Raw genomic sequence first — 19692 nt, forward strand, 5'->3', positions numbered from 1 at the left:
TGTGGGGGACTCCTCGAGACGTTGGCTGACAGGATGCGTTGGCCGACAGGGGGAAAACGTGTGTCATCGATTGGGGGTGGAGGGGCTGGAGATCAAGCGGCTTAGACGCCGCCGACGGGGGCTTGGATTCCGGCCGTCATCCAGGCCATCATCTGTTTCCAACCCTGGCGATCGTAGCGGGTCGTTTTGGTGAATTCATCGTCTAGCGTTGCCGGGATTTGTTCTAACACGACGCCGGCTTGTCGGATCAATAGGTCCGCTTCGCGATTGCGTCCTAGTTCACGCACGCAGCGGGCTTGCCCCAGGATCGCTTCGAGAGCGGGCGGTTCGTTCATGTAACGCAATGACATCGTACGATAGGCGGTGGCGGCGTCTTCTAACCGACCCATTTCTTTGAGCGTGTCCGCTTCGGCCATCATACAATTTCTCAGAATGGCTTGGGCATCTTGGGTCAAGTCTTGTTCTTCCTCACGTTGCAATAACCCCTCTTTGAGATCGCGAAAGCCAGTCAATGCGGCTTCGAGCTCCGTTTCGACCTTGGTTCGCAACGCCCGACGTGCTGCGTCGAGGATATCGGGGGATTGAGATTCCAAACGTGGCCATTGAGCTGCCAAAACATGTGATCGAGCTGCGAGATAGGCAGCCGATTCCGTGCGTGGCGCAGGCCAATAACGCTGGACCGCTTCATCCAGCCGACGGATCGCGGCCTCCAGAATCGGTTGGTTTTCCTGTAGCAATTTTGCCCGCTCCGCGGCATCGGAGTGTTCGGCAAGCAAGCTGTTCTCGTAGCTCTTGCGGTAAAGAATCTCGGCGAGGGTGAACAGTGAATCACGCCAAGCCGGGCTTTGCGGTGTCAGTTCGCCGTCTTGTAAATTGTCGATCAAGTGGAGGCGTGCGTTTTCAATGTCGCCGATCTCCGAATAGGCCATCGCCAAATGGAGTCGCGCATCGTAGCGAAGCGGATCGCGGGGGAATTCGACGATCACGGTTTCCAGCGTTTGGATCGCTTCGGCAGGATTGTTTTCGGCTAATAGGGCACGCCCCATCGCGACCAAGCCACGCGGTTGACGCTGGCGTTCTTCGTATCGCAGGTAGGGGCGGAGCAGTCGGACGCTGCGTTGAAAATGGCGTCCCTGTTGATAGGCATCGATTGCATCCCATTGAGTCGCGGTGTATCGCGGTGTGTCAAAGTCGAGTTCGGCGGCGAGGGCAAACGCGTCACCGGCGGACCGAAAACGACTGCGTGATAACGAGGACGCCTGGGGGGAAATGTCGCCATTGCTTTGCGTCCCTGCGGCCAAGGTGGTCGTGGCCCATTCGCGGAATGTAATCCCTTCCTGCGTTAACGCTTCAGGACGCGTGAACAGAGGGGGCAGGCTACGGGCGATGTCGATCGTTTCTTCGTAGTCGCGTTTCTCGCGAAGTTGTTGAAGCGCGGAGATCACACGCTGACGGAACTCGTTGAGCGAGACCATCGAGGGATCAAAGCCGCGTTCGTCTCCCATTTCTCGCATCAGATAACGAATGGTTTGCAGCATCTCGATACCGAGACCTTGGTCGGCCAATTGCTCGATTTCCTCAAGCCCACTGGCGATCGCTTCTCCGCCGAAGGGACGCTGTTGTCGAACGGAGGTCCATTGGGAAAGGGCTCGCTCGGGCATGCCTTGGCACAAGTAGGCGCGTCCCGCCCAGATTTGAGCGCGGGCTGCAACCTGCGGAGAGGCTTCGCGTTGGAGGGTGAGTAGATCCATCATCGTGGTGGACAATTCGGCAATCGCAGCTTGGCGATCGTCCCCCGGGTGCTGCGGCTTTTTGCCGTAACGCCCCATCGCCTTTTCGACCTGAACGACGCAGTCGGCCAATTTGAAACGGTGCAGAAAGTCGATGTAGTCAGCCTGTTTCGTCACCTCTGCGGACGCGATCGCTTGGTTGCCACGAGCGATCGCCGCTTCGGCTTCCTCGAAACGTCCTAGACGGGTCAAGGCTTTGATGCGGATCAGTTTGGCCTCGAACCGAATGGAGCGTCGTAACGTGGTGTCTTTGAGCAGTGCATCGATCGTGTTCAAGGCAAGTGCCGGGCGTGGCTCATTGGATCGCAGATGCGTTTCAGCCAGTGACGGCAACAAGCTCCGCCGCAATGTGGGATCCAATGCAATCAGTTGTTCAAAGAGGGTGGCGGCTTTATCGTATTCCCCTAATTGATACAACGATTCGGCGAGCAGGCGTTTGCCTTCGACCTCGCGTCCGAGCGGCAATCCGTTTTTGACGGCGACTTCGAATTCAGGGACCACCGCGAACAAGAGGTTGCGTCGCTCACGCGCGTCATCGAGCGTGCGAGCCTGCATCACGTTTCCCGCATGGATCAGAAATTGACGCAGTTTTCGCCACTCCGCCATCTCGTCCGCTTGTCGGGCTTCGTCGGTTGAACGCGTCTGCGACGCTGGGGGGGCGGTGTCGTCCGCATCGCTGGATTCCGTGGACGCCGCGGGGGGCGGCTCCGCGCCGGTACCCGTGGCTTGGTTTTCGGGGGGGAACTCGTCTCCCAGTTCGACGGTTTGGGCAAGCTGCCCCGCCACGATAGGATTGCCGGCCATGTATTCGCGTGACGCGATTTTCAGCGTTTCAATCGCCTCGGGAGGCCCGTTTCCAAACCAAACGGAAAAAGCGACCCCCAAACCGATCGTTGCAATCACCGCGGCGGCAAGCATCAACGCGGCGCTTATTTTATCGCTCCCCCAATAGGGAGGGCGAGGTTCGGTGTTGTCAGCCTTTGGGTCAGCCACCTTTTTTCTCAGGCACTTTTTTCACTTGGGGCGGTTTAGCAGCCGTCAATGCTCGGATGCCTATCTTCACGATGCCTGGGGATTAGCAGAAAACCGGCCGTGCGGTCAAGTTGTTGTCGGCCATCCCGGACGCTGCCATCCCGGACACTGGTAGGGACGATTTCCAGGCGGCCGAGTTACACCGCAAAAACGCTCGCTCCCGATCGCCGGGCGATGCGGCGAGGTACGATCGAGATTGAATCGATCTGAGCACATTGGGTGAGGTCGGCTGAGTAGCCGGCTCGAATCACATTTTTGCCCCCCCGTGATTCCGCTAGCCGCGCCGCCAATGCGTCGGATTCGGGAATCGCAAACGCACCCGGCTGGGGATGACGGCCGAACCAGGATTGCCAAGTTTGGCCCGCTAAGAGCGACTCGTCGTTGAGTTCCAGCGGCGGGAGTGCCTCGATTGCTAGCGGATTTTCGAATCGTGATTGGCAAAGCGTGACCACGGCTCCGGCGAACAACACGTCTTCCATCGTGATAAAACCATCGGTGCCCGCACACACCAAGGCGACGTTCGCGGTGGGATCAAGACGATCGACGACCGCTGTCAGATTGAGAAAACAGCCGAGTAATACCTCTTTTGCTAGCGAAGCCGCTTCGATCGCTTTGGTGCCGTTGGTGGTGGTCACGACAAGTTCGCGTCCGGCCACACGCTCGGGCGGATACTCGCTCGGAGAGTTCCCGCAATCGAATCCCTCGATGGGAACGCACGCTCGTTCGCCGCACAACAGAGGGGGAGTTGGCATCGCACCAGCGATCTGGCGTGCTTGATCGACGTCGCGGGTGGTTACGATTTGTTTGGCCCCCCCCGCCATCGCCACACTCATGACCGACGTGGCGCGGAGGATATCGATCACGACGGCAATCTCCGTTCGGTCATCGATGGGGTTCAGCGGAGGCAGCAAGGATGTCCACAAACGCATTAAAAAAAGTTTCCTAAAAATGGTCCTGTTCTGGCTCCGCCCAAACGCGAGCTTCGTCATCAAGCCAATCGACGTGAATGACATTCGGGTTGCAACAAACCGGACAATCCTCGACATATTCTTGCTGGGTTCCCGACGAGGGATCGAGCGGAATGACGATTTCCTCGCCGCAAGAATCGCAAAGGTACGTTGCTTCATTATCCATTTTGACACTCTTGTGGATGGATGCCTGGGGCGTATCAACGCGGATCACCCTCCAATCGCACCTCGTTTTGGGGAGCGGAGGGAATTCGTGATTCATCAACGATGTCGCTTGGGCGTTCTCGAAGAACTGCCGATGCTACCCTATAATCACGGCGACCATGATTATCCCCCGTTCTTTTCTTAAGTGCTATGCCCGGACCTGCAATCTCACGCTCCGTATCGTCCGGTGAAAACGCGTCCGGTCAAGGCAGTTCGCGTCAAAACGTCGATTCGAGCGTGTTGCTGGCTCGGTTTGGATTGACCCAATTTCGCCCCGGCCAACGCGATGTCGTCGATGCGATCGCTGCGGGGAACGACGTGATGTGTGTGATGCCGACCGGGGGTGGGAAAAGCTTGTGTTACCAATTGCCGAGTTTGGCTCGCTCGGGCACGACGATTGTTGTCTCGCCGCTGATCGCGTTAATGAAAGATCAGGTCGATACGCTGCAAGCTCGCAATATCAATGCGAAATTGCTCAACAGCACGCTGAGCATGTCCGAGCAAGTCGACGTGATGCAGGAGATGTCGCGCGGCGAGTTGGACTTGGTTTATGTCGCGCCGGAACGACTTCGCAATTCGCGTTTTTTAGAAGCGGTGACGACGGCCAATATTTCGCTGTTGGCGGTCGACGAAGCTCACTGCGTGAGCGAGTGGGGCCATGACTTTCGCCCTGACTATTCGCGATTGGGCCGATTTCGTGATCGCTATCTTTCCAAGGTGCAAACGATTGCGTTAACCGCGACGGCCACGCCTGCGGTGCGAAAAGACATTATCGACTTGTTGCGTCTGCGAGAACCGAAAACGTTCGTGACCGGTTTCGCCCGCACGAATTTGCGGTTTAGCGTTTTGCATTCCAAGGGAGACCGGGAAAAAGACGAACAACTGGTCAACTATGTGAACCAATGCGAAGGCACAGGGATCATTTACGCGGCGACCCGAAAGCGATGCGAAGAGATCGCCGGTTGGTTGCCTGAGAAAACCAAACGTCCCATCGGCGCCTATCACGCCGGCTTAGAGCCGCAGCAGCGCCAACGGATTCAAGACGATTTTATGTCGGGAAAACTGGCGGCGATCGTGGCGACCAATGCGTTTGGAATGGGGATTGATAAATCGGATATCCGTTACGTCATTCATTACAACATGCCGGGCACGCTCGAAGCGTATTACCAAGAAGCCGGCCGCGCCGGTCGCGATGCCAAAGACAGCGATTGTTTGATGTTGTTTTCCTACAACGATCGCTACATTCAAGAGTTCTTTATCGAGAATCGATACCCTTCGCGCGAAACGGTTTCGAAGGTCTATGAGTTTCTGCATTCGCGTTCGGAGGATCCGATCGAATTGACGCTCGAGCAAGTGCGAGCGGCGATTGACGTCAAAGATGGCAGCGAAGCGATTGGCACGTCGCAAACCTTGTTGGCCAAGGCGGGCGTGTTGAAACGGCTCGACAGCACGGCAAATCACGCGTTGATTCGCATCGACAGTAACGCCCCGACGATGTTGGACTTTTTGCCCAAGGAAGCCAAGATCCGGCGGCGCGTGATGTTGGCGGTGGAAAAGGTGATCGGCAAACAACGTGGCGAGGATGTCTTTGTGACCCCCAAACGTTTATCCGATTTGGCAAACGTTGATCGCGAACAACTCAGCCGTACCCTGCGCGAGTTGAGGCGGTTGAAAGGGTTTGATTACGTGCCTCCCTTTCGTGGCCGCGCGGTTCATTTAATCGAACGCGATGTGCCATTCGATTCGCTCGAGATCGACTTTGATGAACTCGAGCGACGTCGCCAAGCCGAGCATGCAAAACTAGATGCCGTGATCGGTTTTGCGCGTAGTAGTGGCTGTCGCCAACGGGTGATTTTAGATTACTTCGGTGATCCCGAAAGCAAGGATTGTGGCAACTGTGATCGTTGCAATCCCGAGGGCCGGCGCTCGAGCGTGCCCGTGGATGAAGCGGTCGTAGCAAAAGCGTTCGAGGGAGTGGATCGCGATGGCTTTGTCCGCGGAGTCCGCGTGGTGCTCAGCGGTGTGTTTCGCATGCATGCACGGTTTGGGAAAAATCTCGTTGCCCAAATGCTCTGCGGATCGAAAAATAAAAAACTGCAACAATGGAAATTGCATCGACTGAGCACCTACGGATTGTTGTCACTGTTGAAACAAAGTGAAGTCGTCGCAGTGATGGATGCCTTGATCGCACGCGGTTTGTTGATCCAACGCGAGGTGGATGATCGTCGCCCGACGGTCGATCTAAGCGACTTCGGTAGTTTGGTGATGCACGCCAAGGAGCCGGTCAACGACACGTTGGGGATGAAGTTTCCGTTGGTCAAGCGGTTGGCCGCGGCTGCGAAAACGCTCGAAGCTGCCGACGTGCACGAAAAATCGAGTGCGATCCAGGAGGAAACTGAAACGTCCACCGACGCGCCGGAGTCGCCCTACTGCGAAGAATTGACAACGGAGCTCAAGGAACGATTGAAACGGTGGCGACAAAAATCGTCTGCGGCTTTGGCGATCCCGGCCTATCGTATTTTGAGTAATGCGACGATCGACCGCATCATCGATGCGGTGCCGCAAACCAGCAGCGAGTTGGAGAAAATCTCCGGTATTGGCCCTGAGACGATGGAGCAATTCGGCTACGACATCGTCGAGCTCATTTTGTCGGTCGTCGGCGAATATCCCCCCGCGACGGCGACCGCTTCCTCGGCGAGCGACTCCGACAGCCATTCGGCCAGCGAAGAACGTGCCAGCGACGAACGGGCTAATGACGAACGGGCTAATGATGAACGGGCCAAGGATGCCTGCGAAAACGCGGCGGAAGCCGAGACCTTGTTCGGTGATGAAGCGGTTGAGGCGGTCGATGCAGCAAGGTGCGAGTACGAGCGATCCGCAGCCGAAGGCATGGATGGAGCGCAGGAAGACGATGATTTTGAGGAGCAAGTCGAGGGGGGGACAAGTCGCGACGTTGATCGTGACCGGAGTGTCGCGATAGCGAAACCGGGGGGGGAAACGTCAGAATTGGATTCGGATGGGCCGCTGGGGACCCATCCGACCCAGGACGACGCAGCGGACGCGTATTGGACATGGCGTCTATTCCGCGATGGTTACACGGTATCCCAGGTCGCTTTGATTCGTCGCTGTCCGGCAGTGGCCTTGGTCCGTCAGCTGGAAATCGCCTCGATCGTCGGGCATCCGGTCGATCCGAGTTGGTTGGCAGCCGCACGGGCAGTGAAGCCGTAGCGGGGCAACCTGCGGAGGGTGAGGCAGCGGAGGATGATTAGGCGAGCGAGCTTGAATTGGAGTATTTTCGCCGTTGGGAACCGATCCAATGGGCCAAAGGCGTGTCTCGAGCCCCACGTTGGTGGCCTGGGCACATTCAAAATGGCAAGCTTCGGGTGAACGCTTTGCGTTTTGGTCGGTTAGTCATCGAGCGTTACAGTCGATACAATCGGGCCGGCCTACCAACGAAGTTTGGAACCTGTTGCGGCGGAAGCGATTGTGCAATTGGGCATCTTGAACAAGGGTTTAGAGTGAAGGGTTGGGCTGATCCGTGAAAAACTGGCACGCAACGTGCATTCGCTGGATCAGCCGTTGCTGGTGTGGCATTTTTGACAGACAAACAATACGCTCCGCAGCGGCGGGCTTGGCATGATTGGCCAAGCCGGATGCTGCGATGGGCGATCTAGAGAATCGACCTACGGGTCAAGGTTGACAAAGGAAACCGATGGATAAAAGGTCCGACGAAAAAGATTCGGCAAAGGGCGGCGTCGCCGCGAACAAACGTGGTAATAACACGTTTTTGATCGCCTTGGTGGTTGCTGGACTGATCGCGATGCTGTTCATGAATCGCGGCGCGAACGTGACCGAAGTCTCAACGAGTTTCTTCCTCGATCAACTCGCCAACAATAATGTCGAGTCGGTACAAATCTCCGACCAACGGGTCTACGGGACGTTCAAGGTTCGCCCTGACGCGCCCGATGTGATGGAAGAGGGCAAGCGGAAGCCGCAGGTTGATAGCGAAGGAAAAACGGTCAAGTTGCCGAAAGAATTCCTGTTCCGCCTCTCCGCCGACGCGGGGGCCTCGGTGCGACTGCAAGAGCGTCTTGAGGCAGCCGATGTCGATTTCCGCATCATGCCGGCTGACAATTCGCAGCAAATCATCAGCATTATCGCGTTTATTATCTTGCCGTTGGGAATCGTGTTCTTTTTGTTCATGATGCTCCGCCGTACGCGCAGCGACATGATGGGGGGCGGGTTCTTGTCAGGGTTCAGCAAGAGTCCTGCGAAGCTTTTCGAAGCGTCCGAAAAGATGATTACCTTCAACGAGGTCGCTGGACTCGAAGGGGTCAAAGCCGATCTGCAAGAGATCGTCGAATACTTGAAAACTCCCGAAAAGTTTCAGCGACTGGGCGGGTTTGTCCCCAAGGGGGTGCTCTTAAACGGGCCTCCGGGAACCGGTAAAACGTTGTTGGCACGCGCCGTGGCGGGCGAAGCCGGGGTGCCGTTCTTTTCGGTCAACGGTAGCGAATTCATTCAAATGTTCGTTGGCGTTGGTGCTAGCCGGGTGCGAGATTTGTTTCGCACCGCGAAGGAAAACAGTCCGGCGATCATCTTTATCGATGAAATCGATGCGGTCGGACGCCAGCGGGGTGCGGGTGTCGGGGGCGGTCACGATGAACGCGAACAAACCTTGAATCAAATCCTCGGCGAAATGGACGGCTTTAGTCAAAGCCAGACCGTGATTGTGATCGCTGCGACCAACCGTCCCGATGTTTTAGACCCGGCGTTGTTACGCCCGGGACGCTTCGACCGTCACGTCACCGTGGGACGCCCGACGATGAAGGGACGCGAGGAAATCTTTAAGGTTCACGTTCGCGATGTGCCCCTTGGCGACGATGTCGACTTGAAACGACTCGCTGCGGGAACGGTCGGATTGACGGGTGCGGACATTCGCAACATGGTCAACGAGGCCGCGCTATGGGCAGCTCGACAGGACAAGAAGCTTGTCGAAATGAATGACTTTGATTACGCCCGGGATAAAATCCTGATGGGCGCCAAACGTGAAGAAGTCCTGCAAGAGAGCGAGAAGGAAAAGACCGCTTATCACGAAGCCGGACACACGTTGACGGCATGGCATCTCGATGGAGCCCATGTGGTTCATAAGGTCACGATCATTCCTCGGGGACGCGCCCTCGGGGTGACTCAGTACGTCCCCAGCGAAGATCGATTGAGCATCAGCAAGCGAGAGCTCGAGCATCAATTGATTGTGTTGCTCGGAGGCCGTGCGGCCGAGAAGATCATTTACAATGAAACCTGTGTCGGGGCGGAGAATGATCTCGAGCGGGCTACCAGTATTGCTCGGCGGATGGTGACGCATTGGGGGATGAGCCCTAAGGTCGGTCCGGTCAGCTACAAGACGAGCGACGAAGATCCCTTCCTCGGACGAGAAATTCATCAAGCGCGGCATTTCAGCGAGCATACGCAAGAATTGGTGGACGAAGAGGTCGCTCGGATCTTGCTCGAAGCGGATCAAAAAGCAGAGCAATTGCTACGCGAACACCGCGGGGAACTCGAGACGATCACACGTTCCCTGTTGGAGCACGAAGAGCTGGGTGAAGCTGAATTGACCGAGCTAATCGGGATGTCGATTCAGGTTCGTAATCGTAAAAAAGGCGACCCGCCAGCGATCGAGCAAACGCTTGCTCCGGAAAGTGGTGCGGATCATAGCCCAGGGTCCGCCGTGGGCGGTCACTCTAGCACGCCACCGAAGGACCGTTAGGGCATGATGTCTTAATGGCTAAAAAGAAACGCGGCAAAGCACGCACCGATTTTCGCAAAAAGTACCAAGCTCGTGTTCGCCAAGGGGACATGACGCGGTCCTTCCAACTTGGCGACGTTGAGAAGCTCGCGGATGTCGTTCATGGAGAACGGGTCAGCGGCAAAGGCGAATTGACGCGTAAGCGAACCGTGAACAATCCGACGATTGAAAAGGATGAGGACGGGGTTACCTCGTCGCCCGATCAATCGCTGATCAAGGGACGTGTGATTAGCGTTCACGGATTGCGGAGCAAGGTGCTTGGTGAAGATGGAGTGTTCTATGAATGCGCGATCCGCCAAGTGCTCAAATCGCTTAGCATCGAACAACGCGGCGTCATTGTCGCGGGAGATCGAGTCTTTTTTCGTGCCGAGTCTCCCTCGGACGGGATGATCGAGAGTATCGATCCGCGGAGCGGGGTGATCAGCCGATCGAGTCGGGGGCGCCAGCACGTGATCGCGGCTAACGTTGATTACTTGTTGATCATCACCAGCGCGGCACAACCCGGACTCAAACCCGCTCTGATCGATCGCTTTTTGTTGACGGCCGAGCATTGTGGTGTCGAGCCGGTGATCGTGATCAACAAGTTGGACTTGATCGACCCGGTGCCGCTGCAACCGATGGTCGGTGTGTTTGCGTCGATGGGTTACCGGGTGTTGGTCACCTCGGCGGAAACCGGCGAGAACGTCGACTATCTCCGGGCGTTATTGAGCGGCAAACAAACCGCATTGGCGGGACAAAGCGGAGTGGGGAAAAGCAGTTTGCTCAATGCCATTGAGCCTGGGCTTGGTTTAGCGGTCTCAGCCGTCAGCCAGGACAACGAAAAGGGGCGGCATACGACGACGGCAACGACGCTGATTCCCCTTGACGGAGGGGGGGCTGTGTTTGATACACCGGGGATTCGTCAATTCCAGCTTTGGGATATCGCCTCGGGCGAAGTCTCGGCCGCCATGCCCGATCTGAGGCCCTATGTGAGCGCGTGTCGCTATCCAAATTGCTTGCATCTAAGCGAAGATGGCTGTGCCGTCAAAGAGGCGGTGGCCGACTCGCGTATTGATGCTAGGCGATATGATTCGTACTGCCACTTGGTCGAGGAATTGCTAGCCGAGGAAGGGACATTTCGTTGACCGGGTTAGGGGGTCAGACTAGACTAGATCGCACTGAAGCAGACAAAAGACATCGCGCTAAGGGTGTCTTGGGCTGAGCAACCTGACGGGCTCCTTTTCTCTTTTCCAAGCGTTGCATCCGCGGTAGCCGAGATGCCATGTGACGCGTCCGCGTTGGTAATTTCTTTTTATGGCCGCTGACGAATCAATCCGAACGGATGCATCGACGGTTTATCGTGGCAAGGAGGATCCGATTGATGCGGGGCAAGATCCGGCCGATTCGGGTTTGATCCAGCCGATGGAGCTTCACGAGCTTGCCGAAGCTCGCACGGTGATTCGAGGATCGTCGCGGGCCAATGCGGACGAATCGGCTTGGAATCGGGTCGATCGCACGCCGGCTTCGGTGGCCAACGTTTTGCTTGGCAAGCGGCTCAATCACTTTCTGCTCGAGGATTTCATCGGCGGCGGAGGGATGGGCGCGGTATTCCGCGCACACGATGAACAACTCGACCGCACCGTCGCGATCAAAGTGATTCCGTTTGTCGGAGATGATCCCGATTTGAAACGCCGCTTTCGCAATGAAGCGCAAAGTGCGGCGAAGTTAGATCATCCTCGGATCGCAAAGGTGTTTGATGTCGGGACCTACGACGATTGGCACTACATCGTTTTTGAATACATCCAAGGGACAAACATTCGCGATTTGGTCAATCGCGAAGGAGTGATGTCGGCCGATCAAGCCGTCTTTTTCACGTGTCAACTTGCCGATGCGATCCAGCATGCATCGGATCGTGGCATCGTGCATCGCGACATCAAGCCATCGAATGTGCTGATTGGCGAGGGCGAGACGATCAAACTTGTCGACATGGGGTTGGCACGCTCGGACAATTTTGAATTGAGTGAAGACATGACCGCCAGCGGCGTGACGCTGGGGACGTTTGATTACATTTCGCCGGAACAGGCCAACGATCCGCGCGATGCCGATGTGCGAAGTGACATCTATTCGCTCGGTTGCACGCTGTACTTCATGCTTGCCGGTCAACCGCCCTACCCCGGCGGCACGATGTTGCAAAAGTTGATCAACCATGGCAAGACGCCTCCTCCGGATGTGCGTCAATTGCGCAGCGAGGTCAGCGGTGATCTTGCCGCGGTGATCCAAAAGATGTTGGCCAAGCGTCCTCAAGACCGTTACCAGAATGCCAACGACTTGATTGCCGATTTGCAAGAGGTCGCCCGTCGCGAGGGATTCGAGCGAGTGCAAACGCTTGGGCCGGTGACCGTCAGCACGCGCGGACCTTTGGTTCAATTGCTTGAGCATCATGCACCTTGGTTGGTGGCGTTTGCGTTATTAATGATCACCGCGGGATGGTTATACGTCGCATCGGGGCTTGCCCGCGATGATTTCGCGATTGTGGTGCCTGAACGTAACAGCGTGGTGAGTCTATCCGCTGAACCCGGATTCGCGTCTTCGCAAACGAGAGCGGCATCGACTCCGCCGTCGGTGCCCCGCGTCCAGGGCGCTCCGGCGGCAACTCGGCCTGAGGCTGCGGCCCCGAAGTCAAACACGCCGCCCCCAGCGACGGATTCGAGTGTCAATCGGGATGCCGGCAGCACCGCGCCTGAAGTGGCTCGTTTGCCCTCGGATCCGCCTCGCATGCTCGATTTGCCTGTCCCCGAAGAGCTCGGAGGCACGGGGGTGTCTGCATCTCCGACGGTCGATGCGGCGAGCGCGGCGGCAATGAAACCGGGGAGCGAGAAACCGCCCAGCGATGCTGCCGCGGTGTCGCCCAAGGAGATGCCCGTTTCGGAGGTGTGGAAGCCGCGTGCGATTCGCGTCAGTCACGCTGAATCGCGATTAGAAAGCGATGACGAGGAAGCCGAGGACTACGCTTATGTGTCGTCGTTGGACCAGGCGATTAAACTCTCGAAGGATTTGGGGGTCGATCGAATCGAGCTCGCGGAGCCGCTGATCCGTAGTGGCCCGATTAAAATTGATCGCGATGGTTTGGTGATCAGTTCGAGCGTCGGAGGCAGTGTCATTCTGTTCGATTCGTCCGATTCCCCTTCGATGCGTCGCGTTGAGTTGTTCGATATTGGATCCAATCGAATCGATTTGGAAGATTTGCATCTGGTTTGGTCGGTGCCGGTTGCGTCGATGGGTGGAGGATGTTTGTTGTCACTCAAGGAGAACCGCTTGGTTCGCTTAACCGATTGCAGTTTGACCATTAAAAATCCGGTTCGTCATCCCGATGTCTATGCCGTCGATATCATGACTCACTCGACTGAGGCGGAGTCTGCGGCGGACCCGAGTGGCGTCGCGGAGTCCAGTGCAGCGTCGGGGCCGTTGCCGCTGGTTTCGATTGAGATGTACAACGTTTGTATTCGCGGCGAAATGTCGATGTTGCGGATGGATGTGGCCGCGGAATTGCAAATGAGATGGGAAAACGGACTGCTCGCGGTCACCGGCCGGATGATCGATACCGCTGGAGCGGTGCGGCAGCCACCCCCCTCGGCGAGGCCGATCCAATTGTTGTTAGATCAAGTCATTGCGATGGTGCCACGCGGATTGGTGCGAATGCGATTGAACGCGACGGGACCGTTCCCGTTGCCGATCGATCGAGACGCCCGGAATTGCGTTTTTGTGGTCAACCCCGATACCGCGGTGGTGGAAGTGTCGGGAATTGAATCGTTGGCCGACGAAACGGCTCTCTTTATGCTGCGGGGTGAAGCGAATGCGTACGACACTCAATCCGACCTTTCGGACCCGATGTTGCGGTTGGTGGACGTCCAAGGCCAGGAAAGGATCGTCCGCATGGTCGATTTGAAGAACCAATCTCCGGCTTGGGCCGAAGAACGCTCCCCAAGATGGGCGGTCGATTGGGCGTCCGAAAATTTAAAAACAATGCCAGCCAGCCGTCTCGGTCTCGCCGATTTTCGTCAATACGGGGCCGTGATTAGCGGTTTTGACGAGCGGTCTCTAACGATAATGACGGCTGCGACGTTAGTGGAGTCGAACGAAGAAAATTGACTTTGATTTGACTTTTCACACGATCTAAGACTTAATAGTGCATCGTACGGCTGAATCAGTGGCGGTGCTTCCCACCCTTGCTCCAAGCTCGAACCTACCTCAACTTCTAAATCTACGGAGAAAATGAATGAAACGACTGGCTATCTGTCTCGGTTTTTTGTGTTTACTAATGTCGCCCGCCATGGCGATCAGCGAATTTGGAAAGCAGTGGAAAAGCGAGTACCTCGGCGAAGAAGTCGATAAGGATTTCGTCAAGCTTGGTAAGAAAGCAAACTGCTACGTTTGCCATGTGAAGGGCGAAAAGAAAGAAGAAGCTCGCAACGAATATGGCAAGGCCATTAACGAATACCTCAAGAGCGAAGATTTTCCGAAGGAATACATCAAAGACAATCCTGAGGAAGCTAAGAAGAAAATCCTCGAAGGTTTCAAAAAGGCTGCTGAACACAAAAGCTCGGACGGAATGACTTTTGGCGAAAAGATCAAAGCCAATCAACTTCCTGCGACCGACGCAGGTCTCTAATTCGTTCACGCTCCTCTCGTTGCTCGCCCAACGAGTCTTGTTGAATTCCCATTCGCTTGCTGACGCTTGATGTTAGCGAGCGAATTTTTTTAGGTGAAGTTCGTTTTCCGTCACTCTCCTTTCGCGATGAAGTCGCCGCATGAATTGGAAATGGAATTGCGTTGGATGCATGGTTTTCACTGCCCTGCTCGTAACCGCGGTTGATGCTCAAGAATCCACTGGCCCGTCCGCCGACGGCGAAGCAGGCTTTGTCGCCTTGTTCGATGGCAACTCGCTTAACGGGTGGCAGAAAGCCGAAGAGAACGCGGATGCTTGGGGCGTCGCAGCGGGCACGCTCGTCTGCAAAGGAAAACGTTGCCATCTGTTCTACGTGGGAGACGAAGCCCCGTTCAAGAACTTTCATTTCAAAGCCGAAGTCATGACGACGCCTGGCAGCAACGCGGGCATCTACTTCAACACCAAGTACCAACCGACCGGTTGGCCAAAGTACGGTTACGAATGCCAAGTCAATGTCTCTCACCGCGACCCGAAAAAGACAAGCAGTCTTTACGCGGTCGATGATGTCGCCGATCCCGGCGTCAAAGACAACCAGTGGTACACGCAAGAGATTATCGTCAAAGGACGGCATGTCGAGTTGAAGGTGAACGGCAAGACGCTTGTCGACTACACCGAGCCCGCAGACAAGCAGGCATTCTCCGCTGACTTTGAACGGCGCTTGAGCGAGGCAGGCACGTTTGCACTGCAGGCACATGATCCCGACAGTGTGGTTTATTTTCGCAATCTGAGAGTCAAGAAGCTCGCCGATTAACGACGCGAGGACGATCGCGTGAACTACGGTAGCGCGCTTGCGTCAATGACTTCTCGGTCGGCTCGGGAACCGATCGCGTGCCGAACGGTGTCATCCAAGCTGTCGGTCAAGAAACGCACCGACCCGTCCGCAAATAGCGAATGAATGCCGCCGACATGGTGACTGCCCGCGGAAATCTCCAGTTCGTTTTTGGAGGCCACGTCGAGATTGATTTTTGAACGCAACGAAACCAAAGCCTGCGAGAAATCGGTTCCGTTGGCATACCCTTTACGCCGATCGAATTGAGGGTGGTAGACTGCGAAATGGCTACAGATATCACACCTCGGTTCGCTGATGAATCTTGTTTCGGCACACAGTGCGGTATTGCTAAGTCCGTCTAAAATCGCAGCGTACGAAATCGGTTTTGGCGATGGCAACGAGGGGGGCTCGTTTGCAGGGTCCAGCGGATGACGCTCGAATTGACCGATCTGCAATACTCCATTTCCGCGTTCCATTCCCAGCTCCGACGAGCTGGAGTAGCTGTCGCGGACGACATTGCTTCCCGAGTTGCCGAGATAGCTATTCATCGCCCGGGCGACATCACTGCCATCGATGGCAAGCCCGTTGTTGTCGGGCAAGACCATGGGGCCCGGCTCGCTGGGACATCGGTACATCGGGACGAGGGTGCTGACCAGCTCGGCCAAGCGTTGGCGATCCTCCATCGTGATCGGGCCATTGCGCAGCGGGGGAACGATTTCCCACAACGCGGTCTGTTCGGCGAAGGGCAAAATGTCCGTAGTCCAGCTGTAACCATGCCCTCCCTTGGCACCCCAGGGCAACGTCTTGTAAGCCGACTCGTAGTTGTGGCACGCCAACCCGATCTGTTTCAAATTGTTTTGGCATTGAATGCGTCGTGCCGCTTCCCGTGCCGCCTGGACCGCGGGCAATAACAATGCCACCAAGACTCCGATGATCGCGATCACGACAAGCAGCTCGATCAACGTGAAGCCACGGGACGCGATCGGCAGCACTCGCGTCGAGTTTGGTTTCAGCGGCGGAAGGTCGCGGTGATGTGACATTGAAATCGGCAGCTGACAAACGGGAGGAAAGCGAAGTCGCAGCGGAAGTCGTCAAGACTTTCGTGAAAGGGGCCGAGCGATGCGAAGCTCTGGAAAAGTTCCGCTACCCCGAATTTTTCCTTTGACAATGCACTAGTTTAGTCGAATCCATTGTCACGGAGACCCGTGGGGATATTTTTGCAAACGGCCTCGCTCCTGGCTCAACCATCGCGTCGTAAATCACCACTGCTGCGCCCCAATTTTGCTGCAAAGTATTGTCGCCAAGCAAGTTGGTCATAACCAAAGTCAGCCTCCGGCTCGATCATTTTGAGTAGCGTCAAAACGGGAGGGTTCTCGAGATAGCGAGTCGTGACTTTGGGTTTTCCCCCCATCGCAAGCCCGCCGCCACCGCTGCTGCTCGTGCCGACCTGCATGCCGGGACCTGGGGCGGCCGTTTCGGTGTGTTTGGTGACTAAGGCATTGATGTAGGCGGAGGCCAGTTCCGGTTTGGGAAAGTAACTGAGCGCTCGAGCGGCCAGCAACACGTCGCGATTATTGGGGCTTCGCAGCATATTCACGTACGTGGCAACCGCCGAGCCGCTGCCGTACTTTTGAAGTTGCTCTATCGCGGCTTCTCGAATCACGTCGTCGGGTTCCTGGAGGCCGACACGCACCAGGGCTTCGACTGAAACCGAGTTGTGAAGCCGTCCGAGTATTTCAACCCATAATCGTTTAAGTCGTTGGTTGTGATTTTCTTGCAGCAATTGTTTGGTAATCGCCGAGGCCGCTAATGGATCGTCGATCGCTTTGAGCGATTCAACCGCTTCGTCTCCCTTGCTGCCGCCGCGTACCGCAATTCGAATCAGGCGTTCGACCTCTTTGATCCACTTTTTGGCATCCACATTCGTCGAGGCCTGGATCTCCTCAATCGCTGCGGCTTCAGGCAACATCCATTTTCCCGCGACCGAGATCATGCCTCGCGACCGTTGGAGATCGCTGTAGCGAATCCATTTCCCTTTTTCCTTCACATAGTCTAGCGCCGCTCTCGCCTTGCTATGCTCGGGATCAAAGCGAATGGCCAATTGCAAGTGGAATCGTTTGTAGGCGTCGGTGCTGTCTTGGATGTTTTTGGCACACCAAATCGCCAGCTTGTAATGATTTTCGGCGTTCTCGCCAGCGGCTGCCGCGTAACGGCGGTAATCCCCCAATTTGTCCGACGAAACGACCCGGCGAACCCGGTTGCTCGATAGCGCGACGCTGATCTCGTCGTCAACGACAACGATGTCAATCTTCTTGTCCTCCAGCCGGCGGACTTGCCCACTAACATGCCCCCCGCCTGAGAGTTCGATGGTATCGCCGCGGAGCGACACCGGTTCCACAGCGAGACTCAGCGCCGCAAGGGCCGCCAACGCAGGAGGTAAACGCCGCAGAGTCCCTAGTTGCCGCAAAAGCCCCAGTTGCCGCAGAGAGCTCGTGTCTCGCTTTGTTCGCCGAATGAGTGCAGGCATGGGAATTCGGGTGTCAGAGGAGGTGGAGGAGTGCCTGTGGAGGGCGAGAATCTGCGTCGCCCGACGTCTCGGGCGTCAGAAATCAAGTCGCCCGACGTTGGCAAACGCAAGACTGCGGATATCCGAGACATCCGGCGACGATCCGGTTTACCATTCTACACGCACTGCAGCGTATTGAGACGGGGCAATTTGTGAAGGTACCTCCGGTTAGCGAAGCCGCTACCTCCCCTTCCGCTACAGCTGGCTACCCCGAATCCTCAGAATCGTTCAATTCTGTATCCGCAGAAGCCGACAATTATACTTGACTAAGTAGATCATGTTTGTAGTATTTGGAGGCACGAGTCCTCTCACGCTGACTTTAATACGATGTCTGCTGTTCTCCACCGCCCGATCGACGAGAAGTCGAGCTCGATAATGACGCAACCCAAATCAACGTCTTCGAATCCCTTGCAACTGTATTCGCTCGATTCAGGAGAGCCGCGGGGTGCTTTGGCAGCCGAGCCGCCATTGGAGCCGAGTGAAGCCTTATTGGCGGAGTTACAGCGGGACAGCGAGTCGTTAGAAAAAGCGACGCCGCAAGAGATCTTAAAATGGGCGGTCGACCGTTTTGCACCCCATTTCACGATGGCGACCGCGTTTGGCCCCGAGGGGATGACGATCATCCATATGCTTGCCGAGATCGCTCCGCAGACGCCCATTTTCAATCTTGAGACGGGGTACCAGTTTGCCGAGACGCTCGAGTTGCGTGAAACGGTCAAGAAACGCTACGGAATCGAAGTCGAGTACAAGTATCCGGAGACGACGGTGGCGCAGTACGAGGCGGCGAATGGGGGGCCGGTTTACAAGACGGATCCGAATCGTTGCTGCTTCGATCGTAAGCTCAGTGTGCTGCACGCCGCAGCGAAGGGTTGGCATGCTTGGGCCAGTGCGATTCGTCGAGACCAGAGTCCCGACCGTGCCAAGGCGCCGATCGTCGGATGGGATCGTAAGTTTGAATTGGTGAAGATCAGTCCGTTGGCGAATTGGACCAAGAAAGAGGTGTGGTCGTTAATCGCGGCGGAAAAGATTCCCTACAACCCGCTGCATGACCAGGGTTACCCGAGCGTGGGATGCCAACCGTGCACCCGCTCGGTGTTGGCCGGGGAAGACGAGCGAGCGGGACGTTGGTCCGGTTTTCAGAAAACCGAATGTGGTTTGCACTCTTCGTAACCGAGGCTTGGTGTCATGCTTATTTCAGCCCGCGTTCATTACGCCTGTCTCGCCATGCTTGAGCTGGCGATGCGTGCCGAGGATGCTGCGCCGGTTGCGGTTCGCGAGATCACCGACCAGCATAACATTCCTGGCCCCTTTCTGGTCCAGATCTTGCGGACGTTGCGCACGGCTGGATGGGTGCAAAGCGTTCGAGGCAGCCAAGGAGGCTATCGGCTGTCGGTCGATCCCAAGGAAATTACCTTGCTCGATGTTGCCGAGGCGATGGGATGTCAGGAAGGAAGCTCGCACGTCGCCGAAAATGCAACGCAAACGGATCAGTCGTTACAGCGAGTTTGGGACAAAGCGAGTGAAGCCTCGCGTGAAGTGCTCAGCAGTGTCCGGCTGAGCGATCTGGCCGAGCAATGTCGTTACGGCGATGCAACGATGTTCTACATCTGAGCCGTGAGAGCAATGTGATGCGGGGCCGCTTGATGCGACATTGCCCGTGCGTCGGGGCTGAATCGTGCGTCGGGGCTGAGCCGTGCGTCTGGGCTGAATCGTGCGTCGGGGCTGAATCGGGCAGCGGTGGCTAGCGCCGGGGCGATCGAAGCGAAACCCTGGATGCAAGGGAGGACCCATCGCGTGGGCGACGGTTCGATTGCGGCACAGCTCGATTGCAGCACAGCTCGACTGGCACCTA

13 protein-coding genes are annotated in these 19692 nt (G+C 56.5%); 8 read left to right on the forward strand and 5 right to left on the reverse strand.

The annotated features are described in order from the left end of the window. Positions 1-101: 101 nt before the first annotated feature. The 3 genes from Pla52o_RS02510 to Pla52o_RS02520 form a co-directional block, all read right to left on the reverse strand. Positions 102-2783, reverse strand: a complete 2682-nt coding sequence (locus Pla52o_RS02510) for a tetratricopeptide repeat protein (RefSeq protein WP_146592991.1) — start codon at positions 2781-2783, stop codon at positions 102-104. A gap of 176 nt (positions 2784-2959) precedes the next feature. Beyond that, positions 2960-3751 carry a 2-phosphosulfolactate phosphatase gene (locus Pla52o_RS02515; RefSeq protein ID WP_197168952.1) on the reverse strand — a complete coding sequence of 264 codons (792 nt, stop codon included), beginning with the start codon at positions 3749-3751 and terminating at the stop codon, positions 2960-2962. 13 nt (positions 3752-3764) lie between these two features. Further along, a complete protein-coding gene (locus tag Pla52o_RS02520) occupies positions 3765-3956 on the reverse strand; it encodes a CPXCG motif-containing cysteine-rich protein (protein WP_146593517.1) in 192 nt (63 codons plus the stop codon). A gap of 188 nt (positions 3957-4144) precedes the next feature. Between Pla52o_RS02520 and Pla52o_RS02525 the strand changes: the two genes are divergently transcribed. The 6 genes from Pla52o_RS02525 to Pla52o_RS02550 all read left to right on the forward strand — a co-directional run bounded on the left by Pla52o_RS02525 (position 4145) and on the right by Pla52o_RS02550 (position 15256). After that, positions 4145-7222, forward strand: coding sequence for a RecQ family ATP-dependent DNA helicase (locus Pla52o_RS02525; protein WP_146592993.1), 3078 nt, complete (start codon positions 4145-4147; stop codon positions 7220-7222). Between the two features lie 484 nt (positions 7223-7706). After that, positions 7707-9761: an ATP-dependent zinc metalloprotease FtsH gene (gene ftsH / locus Pla52o_RS02530; protein WP_146592994.1), complete on the forward strand. Its 2055-nt coding sequence runs from the start codon at positions 7707-7709 to the stop codon at positions 9759-9761. Positions 9762-9775: 14 nt separating this feature from the next. After that, a complete protein-coding gene (gene rsgA, locus Pla52o_RS02535) occupies positions 9776-10924 on the forward strand; it encodes a ribosome small subunit-dependent GTPase A (protein ID WP_146592995.1) in 1149 nt (382 codons plus the stop codon). 169 nt (positions 10925-11093) lie between these two features. Continuing rightward, positions 11094-13928: a serine/threonine protein kinase gene (locus tag Pla52o_RS02540; protein ID WP_146592996.1), complete on the forward strand. Its 2835-nt coding sequence runs from the start codon at positions 11094-11096 to the stop codon at positions 13926-13928. A gap of 127 nt (positions 13929-14055) precedes the next feature. Then, the gene (locus Pla52o_RS02545) at positions 14056-14448 is read left to right on the forward strand and encodes a hypothetical protein (protein WP_146592997.1); all 393 of its coding nucleotides are present in this window, start codon (positions 14056-14058) and stop codon (positions 14446-14448) included. A gap of 169 nt (positions 14449-14617) precedes the next feature. Beyond that, a complete protein-coding gene (locus tag Pla52o_RS02550; RefSeq protein ID WP_231612037.1) occupies positions 14618-15256 on the forward strand; it encodes a 3-keto-disaccharide hydrolase in 639 nt (212 codons plus the stop codon). A gap of 23 nt (positions 15257-15279) precedes the next feature. Here the strand turns inward: Pla52o_RS02550 and Pla52o_RS02555 are convergent, their stop codons facing one another. Together Pla52o_RS02555 and Pla52o_RS02560 are read right to left on the reverse strand one after the other, a co-directional pair. Beyond that, positions 15280-16314 (reverse strand): DUF1559 domain-containing protein, encoded by a 1035-nt coding sequence (locus Pla52o_RS02555; RefSeq protein WP_146592999.1) that lies wholly within the window; start codon positions 16312-16314, stop codon positions 15280-15282. 200 nt (positions 16315-16514) lie between these two features. Further along, positions 16515-17801 (reverse strand): HEAT repeat domain-containing protein, encoded by a 1287-nt coding sequence (locus Pla52o_RS02560; RefSeq protein ID WP_146593000.1) that lies wholly within the window; start codon positions 17799-17801, stop codon positions 16515-16517. Between the two features lie 366 nt (positions 17802-18167). On the opposite strand from Pla52o_RS02560, the gene Pla52o_RS02565 reads away from it, so the two are divergent. Together Pla52o_RS02565 and Pla52o_RS02570 are read left to right on the forward strand one after the other, a co-directional pair. Further along, a complete protein-coding gene (locus Pla52o_RS02565) occupies positions 18168-19010 on the forward strand; it encodes a phosphoadenylyl-sulfate reductase (protein WP_390620828.1) in 843 nt (280 codons plus the stop codon). A gap of 15 nt (positions 19011-19025) precedes the next feature. Then, complete coding sequence (locus Pla52o_RS02570) at positions 19026-19451, forward strand: Rrf2 family transcriptional regulator (protein WP_146593001.1); 426 nt, start codon at positions 19026-19028, stop codon at positions 19449-19451. Positions 19452-19692: the final 241 nt, after the last annotated feature.

The organism is Novipirellula galeiformis, from assembly GCF_007860095.1.
Classification (GTDB): Bacteria; Planctomycetota; Planctomycetia; order Pirellulales; family Pirellulaceae; genus Novipirellula; species Novipirellula galeiformis.